This is a genomic window from Segeticoccus sp. (genome assembly GCF_035708005.1).
The window spans coordinates 1-19,818 of record NZ_DASSTI010000104.1; the positions used below are offsets into that span (position 1 = coordinate 1).

The following is a 19,818-nucleotide window of genomic DNA, read 5'->3' on the forward strand; positions in this document are numbered from 1 at the left end:
GAGCACGGACCTGCCCACAACCCCATTGTTCCTCGCGCTCGCGCAACGTTCACGTGACGTTTCGGTGACGGGCCGTCACCGGAACGTCACCCGTTTCGCCGCTGTCTTGCGAAGCCGTGACGGAAGGGCCCGCGCCGTTGCCCAGCTCCTGGCCCGCGTGGCTGTCTGGAGGGCGAAGGCATCGGCCCGCAGCGCGGTCCCGGCGACGAGACCCGTCCTCGACGGACCCGAGAGCGAGGAGGAACCACATGATCATGCGCTCACCACGGCGACTGCGACTGGTCGCTGTCAGTGGGGTCGTGCTGCTCGCCACCGCGGCGTGCAGCAGCGGTTCCAGCGGGGGTGGCAGCGCCGGTAACGGGTCGAGCACCAGCAGCGCAGGAACCCCCGTGCGCGGCGGAACCTTGAACATGCTCGGCTCCGGTGACATCGACTACATGGACCCGAACATCTCCTACTACTCGATCGGGTATCTCGCCCTGCGGCTGTGGAGCAGGCAGCTGTTCACCTACCCGGCCCAGCCCGGCGACACGACCACCGCGGTGCCGGACCTGGCGACCGAGATGCCCACGGTGTCGAACGGGGGGATCAGCAAGGACGGCAAGACCTACACGATCACGATCCGCCAGGGGGCGAAGTGGAACACCACTCCGGCCCGGCAGGTCACGGCGGCCGACGAGGTCCGCGGCGTCAAGCGCACCTGCAACCCGGTCCAGCCGTTCGGCGGCATCCCGGACTTCGCGGCGCTGATCAAGGGCTACCAAAGCTTCTGCAACGGCATGCAGAGCAAGAAGACCGCCCCAGAGATCGCGAACTACATCGAGCACACCAACCTTCCCGGTGTGGTGGCCACGAACAGCCACACCGTGGTCTTCCACCTGACCCACCCCGCCACCTACTTCCTCGGTGTGCTGACGCTGCCGGCCTTCTCGCCGGCCCCCAAGGAGTTCCTCAACTACCTTCCCGGCTCCTCACAACTGGCCCAGCACACCCTGTCCGACGGCCCCTACGAGATCCAGAGCTACAACCCGACCAAGCAGATCGTCTTCGTGCGGAACCCGGCCTGGTCGGCCAAGAGCGACCCGATCCGCAAGGCCTACGTGGACAAGATCGTCGTCTCCGAGACCGGTCAGCAGCAGTCGATCCAGCAGCAGCTGGAGACCGGGAGCCCGAGCGCGGACATGGAGTGGGACAGCTTCCCCGCTCCCTCGCAACTGCCCGCGCTGATCCAGAAGAAGGACCCGAACCTCAACCTCGGCGTGACGGCGTCCACCAACCCGTACATCCTCTACAACATGGTGTCCCCGAACAACAGCGGGGCGATGAAGAAGGCAGCCGTCCGCCACGCCATTTCCTACGCCTTGGACCGCAGCAGCATGCTCCAGGTGCTGGGCGGCACCAAGATCAACCCGCCGTTGACCCACGTGCTGCCACCGAACATCCTGGGGTCGAAGAACTTCGACCTCTACCCGCACAACGCGGCGAAGGCCAAGCAACTGCTGAAGCAGGCCGGGGTGTCACACCTGACGCTGAAGGTGCTCTACCGTCCGTCGAGCCAGGGCAGCAGCAAGGTCTTCCAGACCCTGCAGCAGGACCTGTCCCAGGTGGGCATCCACGTCACCGGCGTCACCTCGCCGAACGCCGACTTCTACACGAAGTACCTCGAAGTCCCCTCGGTCGCGCACCGTGGTGTCTGGGACATGGCGATCGCCGGCTGGGAGGCCGACTGGTACGGTAACGCCGCCCTGTCGTTCTTCAACCCGCTGTTCTCCGGCAAGCCGTCGTTCCCGCCGGTCGGCAGCAACTTCGGCTTCTACGACAGCGCGGCCGCCAACAAGCTGATCCAGCAGGCGACGGTCGCCAAGACGACCAAGCAGGCCGAGGGGCTGTGGGCCAAGGCCGACATGCAGGTGATGAAGGACGACCCGTTCTTCCCGCTCACCTCACCGAAGCAGGCCAACTACCACGCCTCGCAGGTGCACAACGCGATCTACGTGCCCGCCATCCAGAACTTCGACCCCACGAACGTCTGGCTGGCCCAGGGCAAGCAAGGTGGGTGAGGCGCCTCCGTCAGCACCCGGCATACACACTGAACACTGGCTGACGAGAGGGTGACCCGCCCATGGCACTCCTGACCGTCGAGGACCTGCGCGTCTCGTTCAACACCCCGGACGGCGTCGTCCAAGCCGTCCGCGGACTGAGCTTCGCGGTGGATCGGGGACAGACCCTCGCCATCGTGGGGGAGTCCGGCTCGGGCAAGAGCGTGGCGACCCAGACCATCACCCGGCTCACGCCGGGGGCCAAGGTCTCCGGGCGCGCGGTCTTCGACGGTCAGGACCTGCTCCAGGCCTCCCATGACACCTTGCGCCACATCCGCGGCGACAAGATCGGCATGGTCTTCCAGGACCCGTTGTCCAGCCTGCACCCGTACTACCGGATCGGCTGGCAGATCGTGGAGATGATTCACGCGCACGACCGCTCGATGTCACGGCGAGCCGCCCGCGCGCGTGCCGCAGAGCTGCTCGGCCTGGTCGGGATCCCCCGGCCGGCCGAGCGGCTCGATGACTACCCCCACCAGTTCTCCGGCGGGATGCGGCAGCGGGTGATGATCGCCATGGCGATGGCGCTCAATCCCGAGCTGCTCATCGCGGACGAGCCGACCACCGCGCTCGACGTGACGGTCCAGGCGCAGGTCCTGCAGGTGATGCGGAACCTGCAGGAGGAGTTCGGCACCGCCATCATCCTCATCACCCACGACCTCGGAGTCGTGGCCGACATGGCCGACGAGGTCGTGGTGATGTATGCCGGCGCCGCCATGGAGCAGGCACCGCGCCGGGACATGTTCTACCACCACCACCATCCCTACACCGGTGGGCTGCTCGCCTCCCTGCCCACGCGCGGCGGCCAGGCGCGACTCACCCCGATCCCGGGGAGTCCGCCGAGCCTGATCCAGCTGCCGCCGGGCTGCCCGTTCGCTCCCCGCTGCGCGTACGCCTGGGACAAGTGCCGCACCGAGACCCCGCCGCTGGACCCCGTCTTCGGAGACTCCGCCCACCGCTCGGCCTGCTGGCTGCCGCACGAGGACGAGCAGTCGCGGCGCGAGGGCGGCGAACAGCACGCGGCGGCGAACGCCGAGCGCAACGCCGTGCTCTTCAGCACCGTCGATGCCACCGAGCTCGTGGACCGGGAAAGCTTCGGGCTGCCCAGCACCGAGGACGAGCAAGGAAAGGGCATCGCATGAGCGACAGTCCTGTGGACGTCAGCCCTCCGACCCGCGGCAACTCCGCCCACGGGCGGCCGCCGCACGGCCGTGCCGATGACGTCATCCTCTCCGCACGCGAGCTCGTCAAGTACTTCCCGGTGGCCCGCACGAGCCTGTTCTCCGGGGAGCGGCAGTTCGTGCACGCCGTCGACGACGTGAACCTCGACATCCGACGCGGGGAGACCCTGGGGCTGGTCGGGGAGACCGGTTGCGGCAAGTCGACTCTCGCCCGGTGCCTGTGCCGGCTCTATGAGTTGACCAGCGGGACGGTGACCTTCGACGGCCGCGACATCAGCAACCTCGGTCGGCGCGACCTGCGCGGCGTGCGCCGGGAGATCCAGATGATCTTCCAGGACCCCTACGGTTCCTTGAACCCCCGGCGTCGTGTCGGCTCGATCATCGGGGACCCGTTCGCGATCCACGGCATCGACTCCCGGCGCGAGCGCAAGCGCAAGGTGCAGGAGCTGATGGATCGGGTGGGGCTCAATCCCGAGCACTACAACCGGTTCCCGGCCGACTTCTCCGGCGGTCAGCGACAGCGGATCGGGTGCGCACGTGCCTTGGCCCTGCACCCGAAGATGGTGATCTGCGACGAGCCGGTGTCCGCGCTCGACGTCTCCATCCAGGCCCAGATCCTCAACCTGCTCTCGGACCTGCAGGACGAGTTCGGGCTGACCTACGTGTTCATCTCCCACGACCTGTCGGTCGTGCAGCACGTGAGCGACCGGGTGGCGGTGATGTATCTCGGCAAGATCGTCGAGACCGCGCCGGTGGCCGACCTGTTCAGCACGCCGCGGCACCCGTACACCCGGGCGCTGTTGTCGGCCCTGCCGACGCCTGATCCCGACGAGGCGGACAGCCGCGAGCGGATCGTCCTCGTCGGTGACGTGCCGTCGCCGACGAGGCCGCCGTCGGGGTGCCGCTTCCACCCTCGATGCCCCAAGGCCCGTCCGCACTGTGTCGAGGCCATCCCGCCGTTGGAGCCGGTGCTCGGCGACGGGCCCGAACACCGGACCGCGTGCTTCTACCCCCTGGAGGTCGGCGAGGACCTGACCGCGTCACATCCCCAGCTCGAGGCCTCCGAGAGCGAGCTGCTGGGTGAGGAGGACGCATCATGAGCGAACCCGTCGTCTCCTCCACCGACGTCGGGCAGGAGGCGGGGACATCCCAGGCTCGGCCCGCGGTGATCCGTGGACGCAGTCCTTGGCTGCTGGCGTGGGAGCGGCTGCGACACGACCGAGTCGCCATGATCTCCGCGGCGGTGATCGTGCTCATCGCGCTGGTGGCGATCTTCGCGCCCGTGTTCGCAGCCCTCACCGGGCACCCGCCGAACGCGCAGTACCACGGGCCCAACGCCCTGTCGCCGCAAGGCCTGCCCGCCAGCCCCAACGGACAGTTCGTGCTGGGCACGGACGACCTCGGGCGGGACATCCTCGTGCGCATCGCCTACGGTGCCCGCATCTCCCTGTTGGCCGGCGTGGTCGCGACGGCGATCACGGTCGCCATCGGCGTGGTCGTGGGGTTGGCCGCCGGATACCTGGGCGGCTTCGTCGACACGGTGCTCGCCCGACTCGTCGACGTGGTGCTGTCCATCCCGTTCCTCCTCGTGGCCATCGCCCTCGTCTCCATCACCGGGCCCGGCCTGTTGATCACCATCCTCGTCATCGGGTTCTTCAGCTGGGCCGCCGTCGCCCGTATCGTCCGCGGCCAGGTGCTGTCCCTGCGAGAGCGTGAGTTCGTCGAAGCCGCAAGATCGCTGGGCGCCAACGACCGGCGCATCATGTTCATCGACATCCTGCCGAACGTGCTGGCCCCGGTCATCGTCTACAGCACCCTGCTGGTTCCGGTCGTCATCGTCACCGAGGCGACCCTGTCCTTCCTCAGCCTGGGTATCCCCCCGCCCACCGCCGCGTGGGGCGGGATGATCAGTGAGAGCCAGGCCTACTACACCCAGGCGTGGTGGTTCGTGGTCTTCCCCGGCGCGGCCCTGGTCATCACCACCCTCGCGTTCAACCTGTTCGGCGACGGTGTGCGGGACGCCTTCGACCCGCGCGCCGAGCGACTGATGCAGAAGGGGTGAGGACAGGTGCTGCGCTTCCTCATCCGCAGGCTCGCCCTCGGCGTCTTCGTGATGTGGCTGATCACGGTGGCGGTGTTCTGCCTGTTCTTCATCGCCCCCAACAACGTGGCTCGCACGCTCGCCGGCAGGCAGGCCACCCCCCAGACCATCGCGCTCATCCAGCACCGGCTCGGGCTCGACCAGCCACTGTGGAAGCAGTACGTCAACTTCGTCGGCAACGCGCTGCACGGCGACCTCGGCTTCGACTACTACCACGGCGTCCCGGTGACCCAGATCATCGAACAGGCCCTGCCCATCACGTTGTCGCTCGCCATCGGGGCCTCCGTCATCTGGCTGCTGCTCGGCGTCTTCAGCGGCGTCGTGTCCGCCGTACGTCCCCGCACCGTCGAGGACCGTGGGCTCACCGTGATCGCCCTGTTCTTCTACTCCATGCCCTCGTTCCTGCTCGGGCTGCTGCTCCTCTACTTCGTGTACTTCCGGCTCACCCTGGCGGGTCACCCGTGGTTCCCCTCCGGTGGCTACTCCGGGATCACGCAGGGACCCGGACAGTGGGCGCTCCACATGGTGCTGCCGTGGTTGACCCTCGCCCTCATCCTCGCTGCCACCTACACGCGGCTCACCCGCACCTCGATGCTCGACGTCCTCAGTGAGGACTACATCCGCACGGCCCGGTCCAAGGGGCTGCGGGACGGCCGCGTGGTGGTCGTCCACGCGTTGCGCAGCGCCCTCACCCCGGTCGTGACGCAGTTCGGCATCGACCTCGGGCAGCTGGTCGGCGGGGTCGTGGTCACCGAGACGGTCTTCAGCCTCCCGGGACTCGGCAAGACGGCGATCGACGCCATCACCCAGCAGGACCTGCCGGTAATCATCGGCATCGTCCTCTTCGCGTCCGCTGCGGTGGTCGTCGCCAACATCCTCGTCGACATGATGTATGCCGTGCTCGACCCCCGCGTGCGCCTCCACTAGCTAGGTGCGCGTGCGTCATCCCCGAGACCGGGCCCACTGCGCACAACTTGGGCCGGCGCCCGCACACCATCCCCGAGACCGGGCCTACTGCGCGAGATCTTGGGCCCGCGCCCGTGCGTCATCCCCGAGACCGGGGCCCCTGCGCGCCCACACGTCCCGACACCACAGTGCGGCCGGCCACGGGTTCCGTGGCCGGCCGCACTTCCCCTCCGCAGAGGCCCGGAGCCCTCAGTTCCGGTGGACCTCCACGTCCGCGGCGCGCACATACGCGATCCGGTGCGCGAGGCTGATCTGCAAGTAGCGGTCCTGACCCACGACGTCGGTCCGGTCGCCTGGTGCCGAGCCGTCGAACGACACCGCCCGGTAGTAATCGGTCACCACCCGGTCGTCGGTCAGGGCGTAGGCCTGGCCGGGCTTGAGCGTGTACTCGATCGGCGAGACCGTCTGCGGCGAGATGGTGTCGGGGTAGGCCGCCTTCTCGGGATAGGCCCGTCCGTAGACCGGCGCCGAGTCCGCCCCCGGCGTCACCGTCACCGTCCACGCGTGCGCCGGCACCAGCACCGGGTCGTCGGCGGGGTTGCGCAGCCAGGCGAACTCGCCGGCCCATGAGACCTTGACCCACTCGCCCTGCACGTCCGCCACGACGAGCTTCACCCCGGCCTGGGCCCGGGCACTGACGTCGGAGACCACGGTGCTGCCGGCACTCGAACCCGGCCGCACCGCAACGTCCTTCGCCAGCGGCGCGTCGTCGCTCGGCACCTGGCGCAGGGCCACGAAGTTCGTGGGCGCCCCGTCGAGGCAGGGTCCGGAGCCGGGGGACTGCTGCTCGCACTGCGTGATCAGGTGCGTGTTCCCGGCATACCCGGGGCGCACGGTGACCACCTCACCCGGCGTCACGTGTGCCACGGCCTTGCGGTGGCCGCCCAGCGGCTTGCGCAACAGGTCGAAGTAGTGCTCCCAGTCCCAGTAGGGGCCCGGGTCCCAGTGCATTCCGCGGGTGTAGCCGGCCAGGATGCCCGGCACCTGGTCGTGGCCGATGATGTGCGCCCGGTCCACCGGGATGCCGTACTCGCGGGCGAGGTAGCGCACGAGGTCGGCCGAGTTCTGGTACATCGCCTCGGTGAACCAGCCGGCGTTGCCGCCCTTGCCCTCGTGCTCGATGCCGATCGAGTGCATGTTGACGTACCAGTTGCCGGCGTGCCACCCGACGTCCCTGGCATTCATGTGCTGGGCGACGTGGCCGTCAGCGGAGCGGATCGTGTAGTTCCAGCCGAGGTAGGACGGGTCCTGCACCAGTCCGACCGACGAGGCGTAGCTGCCCTCGGTGTCGTGGATGACGATGTAGCGCAGCTTCGGGCTGCCCTTGGTGCCGTGGCCGTTGATGCCGGTCCGGTCGGCGATGTCGTGGTTGCCGTAGTTGCCGGTGGAGTCGGGATCGTTCGGGTCCAGCTTGGCGTAGGGCGCCGGGACCCACTCGCAGCCGAGGTCGGCGGGGCAGTCGGTCGGCCCCGTGGAGCGAGCGGCCGGCGGGACGTTGACGCTGGGATGCGCGGCGAGCGAAACCCGTTGCTCCTGTGCCGTCGTGCGCTGCTGACCCTGCCGCATCGTGGCATAGACCTGGTGCGCGAACTGCTGGTTGTCACCCCCGGACCCGGCGGTGCCATATCGGGCCACGGCCGCGGTCCAGTCACCCAGCTGCCCGCGGGCCTTCCCCTGGTATGCCGACAGCACGGCAGCGCCGCCGCACACGTTGGCAGCCGGGTTGGCCTTGAGCGTCGGGATCGTCAGTCCGGTGAGCTGCGCCGCGAGCGGCGCGGTCTGCTGGGAGGTCGCCCGGCGCGCTTGCCCCACGCCGCGACCGTCCTCGGCGACGGCCGGTGCGTCGGTGAGGTTCATCGGCCCCCACCCGCCGTCGGCACTGACGGCGCCGGGGTGGGCGTCCCACCGCGACTCCATGTAGGAGACGGCCTTCAGCAGGGGCTCGGGCACCGCCGCGGCCTGGGCCGATCGGGCAAAGGCCTGCTCCAGCGGCACGGAGGTGCTGGTCGCCCAGGAGCAGTCGACTCGAGCGGCCGGATCACCCCCTCCGGTGTCCGCGACGGCCGCCGGCGCCACCGCACCGACGAGCCCCGCTCCCAGGAACAGCGCGAGACCGCGCGCCAACCGTGAACCGGACCGTGTCCTCACACTGGTCTCCTTCTCCGCATCAGGGTGTGGGGCCCATTCTGCGGAGAGGAGTTTCAAGAGTGGGTAAATAACAGTGAAAACTTTTCGGGCAGCTGCGCACCCGGGCCGGATGCGCGTGTCGCCCTACGCGGGCCCGGCCGTGGCCTCCGTGCGCCGTCGGCGCGCATGCGTCTCCCCCTGCATGTGCTCCAGCTCCTGACCCTTGGTCTCCGGGATCTTCGTGAGCACGAAGAAGAACGAGATGATCGCGAACGCCGCGTAGGCCCCGTAGATGTAGCCGAGCCCGACGTTCTGGGCCAGGTAGGGGAAGGAGAAGCTCACGATGAAGTTGGCGATCCAGTTGGCCGACGCCCCGATCGCGAGCGCGTAGGCCCGCATGCTGTTGGGGAACATCTCCCCCAGCAGCACCCAGACCACCGGCCCCCACGTCGCCGCGAAGAAGATGACGAAGAGGTTGGCGCCGACGAGGGCCACGAATCCCCACGGTTCGGGCAGGCTGACCTTGTCGCCCGACCCGATCTGGTGGAAGAACGAGACGGAGGCGAGCCCGAGTCCGACGAGCATCCCGACCGAGCCGACCAGCAGCAGCCGGCGCCGCCCGAAGCGGTCGACCCAGATGATCGCCACGAAGGTGAGGACGACGTTGATGATGGCGGTGATCACCGACGTCTCGAACGACTGCGCGGTGCTGAACCCGACGGAGTGCCACAGCGTCGTGGAGTAGTAGAAGATCGCGTTGATACCGACGAACTGCTGCAGCACGGCGAGGCAGATCCCGACCCAGACCAGGGGCTTGAGGCCGAACCGGGGACCGGCGATGTCGGCGAAGCTGGTCCGGTCCTCCTCGTGCAGGCTCTCGCGGATCTCGCTGACCTTGCTGTCCGGGTCCGGCTCGCCGACGACGACCCGCAGCACCCGCCGCGCCTCGTCGTCCTTGCGCGCCCGCACGAGGTAGCGCGGGGACTCCGGGATGAGCACCGCCAGGATCCCGTAGACGACGGAGGGGACGACCCCGACGATGAACATCCAGCGCCATGCCGGCTCACCGAACCACAGCGCTGCCGACGGGCCTCCCGCGCTCCGCTGGAGGACGTCGTCGGACAGCAGGGCGGCGAAGATGCCGATGGTGATGGCGAGCTGGTGGATGGAGGTGAGCGCGCCGCGCATCCGCGCCGGCGCCACCTCCGAGATGTAGGCGGGCGAGATCACCGACGCGATGCCGATGCCCAGGCCTCCGATGACCCGCCAGAACATCAGGTCCCAGACGGAGACCGCCAGCCCGGCGCCGAGCGAGCTGGCGAAGAACAGCACGGCACCCAGCACCATGACCTTCTTGCGCCCGATGCGGTCGGCGAGCTGCCCGGCATACCAGGCACCGACGGCGCACCCCAGGAGCGCGATGGCGACCGCGAAGCCCTTGAGGAAGGCCTGCAGCTGGAAGTGGGAGCCGAGCGCGTCCACCGCGCCGTTGATGACCGCAGAGTCGAAGCCGAAGAGGAAGGCTCCGACCGCCGCCGAGACGCTGGCGGCGATGACCTTGCCGTGGTGACCGGGTTTCGCCGCGGTCGCGCTCGTGCTGTCCACCATTGCTGACCACCTCATCTCTCGGTTCCGCTGCGCACGCTACGCCTCGCCGGGCCGATCCGCGCCACGGCGGCACGGGGGGCCGGCCGCGGAGCCCGACGGTACGGTGGTCGAGGACCAGGACGTCACGACGGGGACAGGAAGCGCCATGGACATCACCGAGGTCATCCTCCACCAGCACGCCGAGCAGCGGCGCATGTTCGCGATGCTCGACGAGGTCGACCGTTCCGACACCGCCACCCTCACGGCGCTGTGGCGCCGGCTTGAGATCTTCCTCGAGACGCACGCAGAGGCGGAGGAGCGGTACTTCTACCCGCCCCTGCTCCAGGTCGGCAAGGGTGCCGCCGACGCGGACGACGCCGGCGAGGAGGTCGAGGACGCGGTCAAGGACCACAACGAGATCCGCGACGCCGTGCGCAAGGTGGGCCAGCAGGAGGTCGGCTCCGACGGCTGGTGGAAGGCCGTGATCGACGCCCGGGTCGCCAACAGCGATCACATGGCCGAGGAGGAGCGGCAGGACCTCGCCGACTTCCGGCAGCGCACCGACCTGCAGACCCGGCACGACATCGCGATGCAGTTCCTGCGGTTCGAGTCGGAGAAGGCCGCCAGCGGGGTCAAACCGGTGGACAAGGACCCGGACGAGTACGTCGAGGAGCACAGCTGAGCACCACCGAGCGGGTCCCCGACTGCTACTACCGCCGGGTCGACGACCACGTCTTCGAGCCAACGCTGCACGCCCAGGGGGCTTGGTCGCCCAAGGAACAGCACATGGGCCCGGTCTCGGGGCTCATCACCGACCAGATCGAACGGCACGCGCCCCGACCGGATCTCCAGCTGGCCCGGCTCAGTTTCGAGATCCTCGGGTTCATCGCCGCCGAACCCACCACGGTCGAGGTGGAGCTGATCCGGCCCGGCCGGACGATCGAGCTGCTCGAGGCCACGGCCACCGTGGCCGACCGGGTGGTGGTGCGGGCGCGGGCCTGGCGGCTGTCCCGCCACGACACCTCCGTGGTCGCGGGCGGTGAGCCGGAGCGACTGCCGGGACCGGACGGCATACCGGCGTGGTCGGTGCCCGAGCGGTGGGGCGGCGGCTTCATCGACTCCCTCGAGGGCAGGGCGCTGCCGGACACCCGCCCGGGACGCGCGCGGGCGTGGCTGCACAGTGACTGCGCGCTCATCGAGGGCGTGGAGTCCTCGCCGCTGAGCCGGTTCGTCGCGTTGGTGGACACGATCAACGGGGTGTCCGCGCGCGTGCGTCCGCAGGAGTGGATGTTTCCCAACGTCGACCTGACGCTGCACTTCTTCAGAACCCCCACCGACCCGACCTGGGTCGGGCTGGACGGCACGGCCACCTTCGGCCGCGACGGCGTGGGCCTGACCTCCGGGGTGCTGCACGACGTCGACGGTCCGGTCGGGCGTTCCGAGCAGATCCTCACCGTGCGGGCGCTGCCGGGCTGACCGTGCGACCGGGTCAGGCCTCCGGGTCGCGCAGGCCCACGCAGTCCAGCTCCCAGAACACCTCCGGATAGACGAGGGTGCCGGTCACGAGACCGGAGCCTGGGGAGGCGGCGGGCCGCCCGGCGAGCGGTTTTGCCGGACCGGTGGTTCGCTGGGGAGCGTCGGATCCAGCCGGCCGACACCACGAGGGAACCCACCGGAGGAGCACCTCATGAGCGACAACACCCCCAACGAGGACGACCTGCGCGAGGAAGCCAAGGAGCGCATGGACGAGATGCCCGCCGAGACCGCGTTGGGCAACGCCGACCCGGCGGGTGGCTCCGACGAGAGCCCCGAGGACTACGAGGCCGAGTACGGCCACGAGGGCGGGAGCTGACCGGTCCTGTCATCCGGGGCGCGGCTGACCGTCCCGCCCTCGGTCACCGCCGGCCGGGCCGGCGGCGGGCGGTCCGCCCCGGCCACCACATCCGGTCTCCCACGAGCGCGAACAGCGCCGGCACGAGGACGGTCCGCACGAAGAGCGTGTCCAGGAGGACGCCCAGGCCCACGATGAGGCCGAGCTGGCCGAGCGTGACGAGGGGCAGCACCCCGAGGGCCGCGAACACCGCTGCGAGCACGACGCCGGCGCTGGTGATGACGGCCCCGGTGTGGCTCACCGCCTGCACCACCCCCTCCCGCGTGCCGTGCAGCGCCGCCTCCTGCTGGGCGCGGTGCACCAGGAAGATCGTGTAGTCGATCCCGAGCGCGACGAGGAACAGGAAGGCGATCAGCGGCACGTTGACGTCGAGCGCGGGGAAGCCGAACAGGTGCCGGCCGACCCACGCCCCGGCGCCGATCGCCGCGACCGCGCTGGCGCTGTTGACCAGCACCAGCAGCAGCGGCGCGACCACGGCCCGCAGGAGCAGGAGCAGCACGCCCAGCACCACGGCGAGGATCACCGGGGCGATGAGCCGCAGGTCGTGCGCGGAGGCGGAGCGCACGTCGAGGGTCTGCGCGTCCGGGCCGCCGACCAAGGCGTGGGCACCCGGCACCGCGTGCACGGCGGCGCGCAGGTCCCGCACCGTGTCGAGCGCCCGGGGCGTGTCCGGGTCGGCGCGGCCGACCACCATGATCCGCGTCCAGCCGGCCTCCCCGGTCGACGACGAGCCCGTCGGGCGCACCGCCACCACACCCGGGACCTCGGCCGCGGCCTGCTGGACCTGCTCGACGGAGCCGCTTCGGGTCAGGACCACCATCGGTTGGGCCTCGCCCGCGGGGTAGTGGGCGGCCAGCGTGCGCAACCCGGCGGCCGACTCGCTCGGCACCCGGAACTGCTGCAGCTGGGACAACCCCACGCCGGCGCCGAGCAGCCCGGACCCGAGCACGGCCAGCACCAGGACGGCTCCGGTCACGACGGCCGCGGGCCGGCGCGTCACCCCGCGGGCCACCCGCTCCCAGGTGGACGGCCGGGAGCCGGCGTCGTCCCCGACCCGCGGCACGAACGGCCAGAACAGCCGCCGCCCGCAAACGGCGAGGGCGGCCGGAAGCACCCCGAGCGCGAACACCAGCGCGATCGCCAGCCCGATCGCCGCGGCGATCCCGAGCCCACGCGTGCTGGGCATGCTCGCCAGCACCAGCGTGAGCAGCGACAGCACGACGGTGACGTTGCTGGCGAGGATCGCCGGCGCCGTCCCCCGCCAGGCGGTCGCGAGCGCCGCCCGGTGGTCGGCCTCGCGGCGAAGCTCCTCGCGGTAGCGGGAGATCAGCAACAGCGCGTAGTTCGTCCCGGCGCCGAAGACCAGCACGCTGATGATGCCCGCGTCGAAGGGCAGGTCCCACCTGGCGCCGGCCCAGGCGGTCACGGCGCCGGCGACCTGATCGGCCACCCCGACGACCGCGAGCGGCACCAGCCAGAGCACCGGCGAGCGGTAGGTCAGCAACAGCAGCAGTGCCACGACGCCGACCGTCACCGCAAGCAGGGTGAGGTTGGCGCCGTCGAAGGCCGCGGCGATGTCCGCACCGAACGCCGGACCTCCGGTGATCTGCACCGTCAGCCGATCGGGAGTGGCCTCGTGCGCGACCGTCCGCAGCTGTTGCACGGTGGTGGCGATCTGGCTGTTCGGCCGGTCGGCGTCGATCGGCACGTTCACCAACACGGCCCGGTGGTCGCTCGACTCGATCGGCGCCGAGACGTCCCGGCCCACGGCCGCGGCCAGCTGGTCGCCCACCGTGGTCGCGGCGTGGAGATCGGACGCGGTCAGCCGCTCACCGCCGCGGGTGAAGACCGCGGTGACGGGCTGGAGGTTGCTGTGCAGAAAGCGCTCCTGCAGCTGGCGCACCGTCGCCGACTCCGACCCGGTCGGCAGGGCGTTGACCGCCCCCGGTGGGTTGCTGCCACCGAGCAGCCCGGAGACACCCCCGGCGACGAGCACCGCGAGCACGAGCACCACCCAGGCGCCGGCACGGGACACCAGCGCGGACGACGCCCGACGCCAGGCACGTGTGGTCATGAAGCGTTCCTCTTCCTGCGGGTCGGACCCGCCACAAGTCTCGAGTCGGCAGTGTTTTCACCGCCTTTTCGAGGCTAGGAAGCAGCGCGGCGCGTGCCATCGCGCGAAGGTGGGCACTCGGCATACATCGAAAGTTGGAGGGCGGTGGCCTCAGCCCAGTCGAGCGGCCCGGTCGCCGGGATCGCGTCGACCCCGGCGCCAGCGGCGCAGCGCCAGCCAGACGCCGACGATCACCGCGGCGTAGACCATCCCGGCGAGCACGTCGAGCACGTAGTGCTCCCCGGAGTAGATGAGCGCCCAGCCCATCAGCAGCGGGTAGCAGGCGAGCAGCACCCGCCGCCACCACGGTGCCCCGGCCATGAAGAAGAACGCGACCATCGCGGCGTAACCGGTGTGCAGGGACGGCATCGCGGCGACCGGGTTCGCGAGCGCCTGGCTGTTGCTGAGCACCTGACGCGCCACACCGAGGTCGAGGTAGCTCCACCCGAGGCCGGAGATCCGGTTGATCGGCGCGATGACGCCCTGCTCGGAGGCCATCCACGGCGGGGCCATCGGGTAGACGATGTAGGTCGCCACGCCCAGCACGGCCATCGCCACGACGCAGCCCACCCAGCCGCGGAACCGGTCGCGGTGCCGGATCCACAGCACCATCGCGATGACCGGCGTCGCCAGGAAGTGGCTGAGGTAGACGAGGGTGACGACGAGGTCGTACCAGTGCACCCACCCGTGGGTGTAGAGGTGGTGCTGCAGCCACACGGTCGGCACCGTCCCGCCGAACAGCCACCGGTCGAAGGTCGCCGGCTCGGTGACGTGCAGCGGGAAGCCGAGGGCGTTGACCGCGCCCTGTACGAGCGCCCCGCCGTAGTGGCCCGCCAGACCGCGCGTGTAGTCGTAGGCGATGAGGATGCCGGTGAACGGCAGCCAGTCCAGCAGGATCCGTCCGAACGCCCGCCACCCGCGGCCGAGCACCGAGATCCCCAGGCCGCCGAGGACCCACAGGGTCAGCCCGATCCGGTCCAGCGGGACGCCGTAGACCGCAATGAACCAGACCAGCACGCCCGCGTAGCCGACCGCGAGGCTGCGGCGCAGCATCCGCCAGCGCCGCTCGCGCTCCCCAGCGACCGGCCGGGCGGCGACGGTCGGCGCGGCGGTGGTCGCCTCGATCTGGTCCTGGGCCACCGCTGAACCCTAACCTCCGCCGGGCCCCCGCCGCGGGCGCAGCGAGGTGAGGGGGGAGGCGCCTGCCTCAGAGCACCGCGAGCCCGGTGGGCTCGACGGTCACCCGCACCTCGTCGCCCGTCCGGAGCTGCGCGTCCAGCCCGGCCAGTCCGTCGAGCTCGCCGACTCCTTCGACCTCGACGACGACCCGCACCGCGTCCCGGGCGGCCGCGGCCGAGAGCACCCGGCCGGCCAGCTTGCCGCCCTCCCCCACGTGGACGGCGGCCCGTCGCACCGCCACGGTGGCGGCGCTGCACGACTCCGCGGCACCGGCGGCCCGCAGCAGCGTGCGCGCGGCCTCTCCCTCGACCACGCGCGAGTAGCCGAGAAAGGTGGCGACGTCGGCGTCGACCGGCTGGCGCCACACCTGCTGGGTCGGCCCCTCCTGCAGCACCCGGCCGGCCCGCATGACCGCGATCCGGTCGGCGACGGTGAAGGCCTCGTCGTGGTCGTGGGTGACGAGCAGGGTCGTGGTGTGCGTCGCGGTGAGGATCTGCCGCAGGTCGGAGGCGAGCCGTTCGCGCAGCGACCGGTCGAGGGCGGACAGCGGCTCGTCGAGCAGGAGCAGCCGCGGCTCGGCGGCGAGCGACCGGGCGAGGGCGACGCGCTGCTGCTCCCCGCCGGAGAGGGTGGCGGGACGGCGGTCCTCGTAGCCGGGCAGCCCCACCAGCTCGAGCAGCTCGGCCACACGCCGGGCGACCTGCCGCCGTGGCGTCCGCCCCAGCCGTAGCGCGTAGCCGACGTTGCCTCCGACGCTCTGGTGGGCGAACAGCTGCCCGTCCTGGAACATCAGCGCGAAGCCCCGCTTGTGCGTGGGCACCCCGGCAAGGTCCTGCCCGGCGAAGCAGACGCGGCCGGTGGCCAGTTCCTCGAGCCCGGCGATGACCCGCAGCAGCGTGGACTTCCCGCAGCCCGAGGGGCCCAGCACCGCGAGCACCTCACCGGCGGGAAGGCTCAGGTCCACGTGCGAGACCGCCGCGATGTCGTCGAACCGGACGGTGGCGTCCTCGACCGACAGGTTCGGCTGGTCCTCCATCAGAACGTCCCCATCGACCCGACGCGCAACCGCTCGACCGCGCCCATCACCGCCACGGTGACGACGCAGAGCACGACCGAGCCGGCGAGCGCCATCCCGAAGTTCTCCGGCCCGGGGCGGGAGATGAGCTGGTAGATCACGACAGGCAGTGTGGGCCGTTGCGGCCGGGAGAGGAAGCTGGTCGCGCCGAACTCCCCCAGCGACACCGCGAAGGCGAACCCGGTCGCGGCCAGGAGCGGACGCCACACGAGCGGCAGGTCGACCGCCAGGGCAGCCCGCACGGGGGAGGCCCCCAGGGTGGCCGCCGCCTGCCGCAGGCGTGGGTCGATCGCGCGCATCGCCGGCACGAGGGTGCGCACCACCAGGGGCAGGGCGACCATCGCCTGGGCGATCGGGATGAGCACCGCCGAGGAGCGCAGGTCCAGCGGTGGCCGGTCAAGGGTGATGAGGAAGCCGAACCCGACCGTGACGGCGGAGATCCCGAGCGGCAGCATCACGATCCCGTCGAGCGCGCCGACCGCCCGGCGCCCGACCCGCCCGCGGGGCCTGCGGGAGACCAGCACCGAGACGATGAGCCCGAGCGTGAGCGCGATCATGGTCGCGTCGACGGCCGCGGCGAAGGAGTTGTGCAGCGCCGTCCAGACCGGCACCAGCAGCGCCGTGGTGGCGTCGGGGTTGCCGAGCGCCCGGTAGTTGTCCAATCCCCAGCCGTCCCCCACCTGCAGCGAGCGGCCCACCATCGCGGCCAGCGGCAACGCGACGAAGACCAGCACCAGCCCGGTCACCAGCAGCGACGGTATGTCGGACCGCGCCGGCGCTCGCAGGTTCGCCGTGACGGCCCCGCGGCGCAGGGCGCGCTCTTTGCGGGCGCGGGTGCGGCCCGCGACGGTGAGCAGCAGCACCACGGCGAGCAGCTGCAGGATCGACAGCACGGAGGCGGCGCGCAGGTCGAGGAACTGCGTGGTGAGCAGGTAGATCTCGGTCTCGACGGTCCCGTAGCGCAGGCCGCCGAGGGTGAGCACGACCCCGAACGCGGTGGCGCAGAAGAGGAACACGACGGTCGCCGCCGACACGATCGAGGGCAGGAGCGCGGGCACGGTCACCGTGCGCAGCACCCTCACCGGCGGGGCGCCGAGGGCGGCGGCGGACTCCTCGGCCCGGCGGTCGAGACCCTCCCAGGTGCCGCCGACGGTGCGCACGACGACGGCGAGGTTGAAGAAGACGAGCGCGGCGAGGATGGCCACCCAACTGCCGTCCAGGCCGAGGAAGCCGAGCGGCCCGTTGCTGGCCAGCAGGGTGCGGAAGGCGACGCCGACGACGACCGAGGGCAGCACGAACGGCATGACGACGAGGGCGCGCAGCAGCCGGCGGCCGGGGAGGCGCAGCCGGTAGAGGGCGTAGGCGACCGGCAGACCGAGGACGACCGTGAGGACGGTGGCCAGCGTGGCCATCCAGAGGGTGAACCACAGGATGCGCAGGGTCCGCGGCCGGGTGAGCACCTCCACCATCGCCCCGAGGTCCAGGTGACCGCCCTGGAGGAAACCGCGCGCCAGCATGCCGGCGACCGGCATACCGAAGAAGACGGCCAGGAAGGCGAGGGGGACGGCCGCGAGCGCCACGAGCGCTGCCGTTCCGGCGCCCGCGCGTGTGCCCGGGAGGGCTAGGAGGTGGCGATCTCGGCCCACTGGCGCAGCCACTCCGTCCGGTGCTGGGCGATCGAGCGGGGCGAGACGCTGAACGGGTGCGGAGCGACCTTGGCCCACTTCGCCCAGTCGGCCGGCAGCGCGACGGACGTGTTGACGGGGTAGACGTACATGTTCTCCGGCACGGTCCGCTGGAAGGTCTTGCTCACGAGGAAGTTGACGAGCAGCGCGGCGCCCTGCGGGTGCTGGGCGCCCTTGAGGACTCCGGCGAACTCGACCTGTCGGAAGCAGGTGTCGAGCAGCGCGCTGGTCGTCGGCTTCGAGCCGCCCTTGGGGATCGTGTAGGGCGGTGAGGAGGCGTAGGACAGCACGATCGGCCGGGCCCCGTGACCGCCCCCGCCGGAGAAGTCGACCTCGTAGGCGTCGGTCCACCCGCTCGTCACCTTGGCGCCGTTGGCCATGAGCTTGCGCCAGTAGTCCTGCCAGCCGGGCTGGCCGTACTTCGCGATCGTGGTGAGCAGGAACGCCATGCCGGGCGAGGAGGTGGACGCCCCGGGGGTGACGAAGAGGTTCTTGTAGGCCGGCTTGAGCAGGTCGTCGAGGTTCTTCGGTGGGGCCTGGTGGTGCCGGGCGAACCACTGGTTGTCGACGTTGACGCACACGTCGCCGTAGTCGACCGGGGTGAGCACCTTGCGGTCGCGCGGGTCCGGCAGCTGGAAACGCTGCAGCCCCTTCGGCGGGTTCGGCACCTGGTGCGGGGCGAAGACGCCGGCGTCGACGGCGCGCGAGGCGAAGGTGTTGTCGACGCCGAACATCGCGTCCCCGATCGGGGAGTTCTTGGTCAGGACGAGCTTGTTGGTCAGCTCACCGGCGTCGCCCTGGGTGCTGACCTGGACCCGGTAGCCAGTCTCCTTCGTGAACTCCTGGAGGGTCTTCTTGGGCGCCACGAAGGAGTCGTGGGTGACCAGGGTGATCGTCTGCCCGTGACCCGGCTTGGCGCCGGCCGCGCCCGTCGCACCGGCCGAGCCGGAGGGCGCGGACGAGGAGGCGGCCGTGCCGCCGCTGGACATCGAGCAGGCGGCCAGCCCGCAGGTCAGCGCGACCGCGCCGGCCAGGCGCAGGCTGCGCCGGAGACTGCGGTGGGTGGTGGCTGAGCCGTCTCGCGGCTCCTGCAACGTCGCCGCTGGTGATGGCATCGTCAGTCCTCCCAGTACCTCAGGAGGGGGATCCCGGAAATCCACCGGGCGGCATACCGGATGGCAGACCGAACCGGCACGGGATCGAAAGGCTCGACTTCCTCCACTGGTCCTAACCAGATCAGGTTCGAGGGTCTGCGGCGGACCGCACTCTCAGCGCCGGCGGCGCTCCCCTGTCGCTTCCGGAGATGACGTTACACCGACGACGTGGCAGGCTCGACCCCGAGACGGTTGTTGCTGGTGGTCGGCGAACCCCGAGTCGCCGACCACCAGCAACAACGGTGCATCAGGCAGAAGCAGACGGTCGATGGCCCGCCGTGGCGGGCGAGGAGGTGACCCCGTGGGGTCCATGGCGTGGAAGATCATCGGGACCGGCGGGGCGATCGTCGCTGGCCTGGCGGCCCGCAAGGTGACCGTCGTGGCGTGGAAGCTCCTGACCGGCAACGAGCCCCCCGCCAACCCGGAGGACCCGGACGTCACCTGGCCGGAGGCGATCGGCTTCGCCACGGCGACCGGCGTGGCCGTCGGACTCGCCCGCCTCGCCTGGAACCGCAAGGCCGCCGACTACTACATCAAGTCCACCGGCGAGCGCCCCAAGCACCTGCAGCAAGAGAGCGCCTGAACCGACAGGCCCAGGTCCGCTACATCACGTCCACCGGCGAGCGCCCCAAGCACCTGCAGCAAGAGAGCGCCTGAACC

At 70.7% G+C, this 19,818-nt stretch carries 16 protein-coding genes and 1 riboswitch; of the genes, 9 read left to right on the plus strand and 7 right to left on the minus strand.

Annotated features, from left to right (window positions below; genetic code table 11):
* The first annotated feature begins 248 nt into the window (after nt 1-248).
* The 5 genes from VFL99_RS10705 to VFL99_RS10725 all read left to right on the plus strand — a co-directional run bounded on the left by VFL99_RS10705 (nt 249) and on the right by VFL99_RS10725 (nt 6,308).
* Nucleotides 249-2,060, plus strand: coding sequence for an ABC transporter substrate-binding protein (locus VFL99_RS10705; RefSeq protein WP_325106342.1), 1,812 nt, complete (start codon nt 249-251; stop codon nt 2,058-2,060).
* A 62-nt stretch (nt 2,061-2,122) separates the two neighbouring features.
* Nucleotides 2,123-3,241 carry an ABC transporter ATP-binding protein gene (locus VFL99_RS10710; RefSeq protein WP_325106343.1) on the plus strand — a complete coding sequence of 373 codons (1,119 nt, stop codon included), beginning with the start codon at nt 2,123-2,125 and terminating at the stop codon, nt 3,239-3,241.
* Complete coding sequence (locus tag VFL99_RS10715; RefSeq protein WP_325106344.1) at nt 3,238-4,380, plus strand: ABC transporter ATP-binding protein; 1,143 nt, start codon at nt 3,238-3,240, stop codon at nt 4,378-4,380. Before VFL99_RS10710 ends, VFL99_RS10715 begins: the two co-directional genes overlap by 4 nt.
* Nucleotides 4,377-5,342: an ABC transporter permease gene (locus VFL99_RS10720; protein ID WP_325106345.1), complete on the plus strand. Its 966-nt coding sequence runs from the start codon at nt 4,377-4,379 to the stop codon at nt 5,340-5,342. The genes VFL99_RS10715 and VFL99_RS10720 overlap by 4 nt, the downstream gene beginning before the upstream one ends.
* A gap of 6 nt (nt 5,343-5,348) precedes the next feature.
* The gene (locus VFL99_RS10725; RefSeq protein WP_325106346.1) at nt 5,349-6,308 is read left to right on the plus strand and encodes an ABC transporter permease; all 960 of its coding nucleotides are present in this window, start codon (nt 5,349-5,351) and stop codon (nt 6,306-6,308) included.
* Nucleotides 6,309-6,536: 228 nt separating this feature from the next.
* Here VFL99_RS10725 and VFL99_RS10730 read toward each other — a convergent pair whose 3' ends face one another.
* Nucleotides 6,537-8,495, minus strand: coding sequence for an N-acetylmuramoyl-L-alanine amidase (locus tag VFL99_RS10730; protein ID WP_325106347.1), 1,959 nt, complete (start codon nt 8,493-8,495; stop codon nt 6,537-6,539).
* Nucleotides 8,496-8,618: 123 nt separating this feature from the next.
* Nucleotides 8,619-10,082: a sugar porter family MFS transporter gene (locus VFL99_RS10735; RefSeq protein WP_325106348.1), complete on the minus strand. Its 1,464-nt coding sequence runs from the start codon at nt 10,080-10,082 to the stop codon at nt 8,619-8,621.
* A 145-nt stretch (nt 10,083-10,227) separates the two neighbouring features.
* On the opposite strand from VFL99_RS10735, the gene VFL99_RS10740 reads away from it, so the two are divergent.
* The 3 genes from VFL99_RS10740 to VFL99_RS10750 all read left to right on the plus strand — a co-directional run bounded on the left by VFL99_RS10740 (nt 10,228) and on the right by VFL99_RS10750 (nt 11,913).
* Nucleotides 10,228-10,743 (plus strand): hemerythrin domain-containing protein, encoded by a 516-nt coding sequence (locus VFL99_RS10740; RefSeq protein ID WP_325106349.1) that lies wholly within the window; start codon nt 10,228-10,230, stop codon nt 10,741-10,743.
* Nucleotides 10,744-10,808: 65 nt separating this feature from the next.
* On the plus strand, nt 10,809-11,537 hold the full coding sequence (locus VFL99_RS10745; protein WP_325106355.1) for a thioesterase family protein: 729 nt from the start codon (nt 10,809-10,811) through the stop codon (nt 11,535-11,537).
* Nucleotides 11,538-11,748: 211 nt separating this feature from the next.
* Nucleotides 11,749-11,913 (plus strand): hypothetical protein, encoded by a 165-nt coding sequence (locus VFL99_RS10750; RefSeq protein ID WP_325106350.1) that lies wholly within the window; start codon nt 11,749-11,751, stop codon nt 11,911-11,913.
* Between the two features lie 43 nt (nt 11,914-11,956).
* Here the strand turns inward: VFL99_RS10750 and VFL99_RS10755 are convergent, their stop codons facing one another.
* The 5 genes from VFL99_RS10755 to VFL99_RS10775 all read right to left on the minus strand — a co-directional run bounded on the left by VFL99_RS10755 (nt 11,957) and on the right by VFL99_RS10775 (nt 19,119).
* A complete protein-coding gene (locus VFL99_RS10755; protein WP_325106351.1) occupies nt 11,957-14,026 on the minus strand; it encodes an MMPL family transporter in 2,070 nt (689 codons plus the stop codon).
* A 150-nt stretch (nt 14,027-14,176) separates the two neighbouring features.
* Nucleotides 14,177-15,205: a phosphatase PAP2 family protein gene (locus VFL99_RS10760; RefSeq protein ID WP_325106352.1), complete on the minus strand. Its 1,029-nt coding sequence runs from the start codon at nt 15,203-15,205 to the stop codon at nt 14,177-14,179.
* A 67-nt stretch (nt 15,206-15,272) separates the two neighbouring features.
* Nucleotides 15,273-16,280 (minus strand): ABC transporter ATP-binding protein, encoded by a 1,008-nt coding sequence (locus VFL99_RS10765; protein WP_325106353.1) that lies wholly within the window; start codon nt 16,278-16,280, stop codon nt 15,273-15,275.
* Entirely contained in the window at nt 16,280-17,851 is a 1,572-nt protein-coding gene (locus tag VFL99_RS10770) for an iron ABC transporter permease (protein ID WP_325106356.1), read from the minus strand. The genes VFL99_RS10765 and VFL99_RS10770 overlap by 1 nt, the downstream gene beginning before the upstream one ends.
* Before the next feature lie 89 nt (nt 17,852-17,940).
* Nucleotides 17,941-19,119: a thiamine ABC transporter substrate-binding protein gene (locus VFL99_RS10775; protein ID WP_325106354.1), complete on the minus strand. Its 1,179-nt coding sequence runs from the start codon at nt 19,117-19,119 to the stop codon at nt 17,941-17,943.
* Between the two features lie 81 nt (nt 19,120-19,200).
* Nucleotides 19,201-19,304: riboswitch (TPP riboswitch) on the minus strand.
* 164 nt (nt 19,305-19,468) lie between these two features.
* On the opposite strand from VFL99_RS10775, the gene VFL99_RS10780 reads away from it, so the two are divergent.
* Nucleotides 19,469-19,741, plus strand: coding sequence for a DUF4235 domain-containing protein (locus VFL99_RS10780; protein WP_325106357.1), 273 nt, complete (start codon nt 19,469-19,471; stop codon nt 19,739-19,741).
* Nucleotides 19,742-19,818: the final 77 nt, after the last annotated feature.

Bases quoted from the DNA above. Each gene is read 5' to 3' on its own strand.
- VFL99_RS10720 (WP_325106345.1), top strand. From the start codon at position 4,377: ATGAGCGAACCCGTCGTCTCCTCCACCGACGTCGGGCAGGAGGCGGGG.
- VFL99_RS10715 (WP_325106344.1), top strand. From the start codon at position 3,238: ATGAGCGACAGTCCTGTGGACGTCAGCCCTCCGACCCGCGGCAACTCC.
- VFL99_RS10735 (WP_325106348.1), bottom strand. From the start codon at position 10,082: ATGGTGGACAGCACGAGCGCGACCGCGGCGAAACCCGGTCACCACGGC.
- VFL99_RS10780 (WP_325106357.1), top strand. From the start codon at position 19,469: ATGGCGTGGAAGATCATCGGGACCGGCGGGGCGATCGTCGCTGGCCTG.
- VFL99_RS10770 (WP_325106356.1), bottom strand. From the start codon at position 17,851: ATGCCGGTCGCCGGCATGCTGGCGCGCGGTTTCCTCCAGGGCGGTCAC.
- VFL99_RS10710 (WP_325106343.1), top strand. From the start codon at position 2,123: ATGGCACTCCTGACCGTCGAGGACCTGCGCGTCTCGTTCAACACCCCG.
- VFL99_RS10775 (WP_325106354.1), bottom strand. From the start codon at position 19,119: ATGCCATCACCAGCGGCGACGTTGCAGGAGCCGCGAGACGGCTCAGCC.
- VFL99_RS10705 (WP_325106342.1), top strand. From the start codon at position 249: ATGATCATGCGCTCACCACGGCGACTGCGACTGGTCGCTGTCAGTGGG.
- VFL99_RS10750 (WP_325106350.1), top strand. From the start codon at position 11,749: ATGAGCGACAACACCCCCAACGAGGACGACCTGCGCGAGGAAGCCAAG.
- VFL99_RS10765 (WP_325106353.1), bottom strand. From the start codon at position 16,280: ATGGAGGACCAGCCGAACCTGTCGGTCGAGGACGCCACCGTCCGGTTC.
- VFL99_RS10740 (WP_325106349.1), top strand. From the start codon at position 10,228: ATGGACATCACCGAGGTCATCCTCCACCAGCACGCCGAGCAGCGGCGC.
- VFL99_RS10755 (WP_325106351.1), bottom strand. From the start codon at position 14,026: ATGACCACACGTGCCTGGCGTCGGGCGTCGTCCGCGCTGGTGTCCCGT.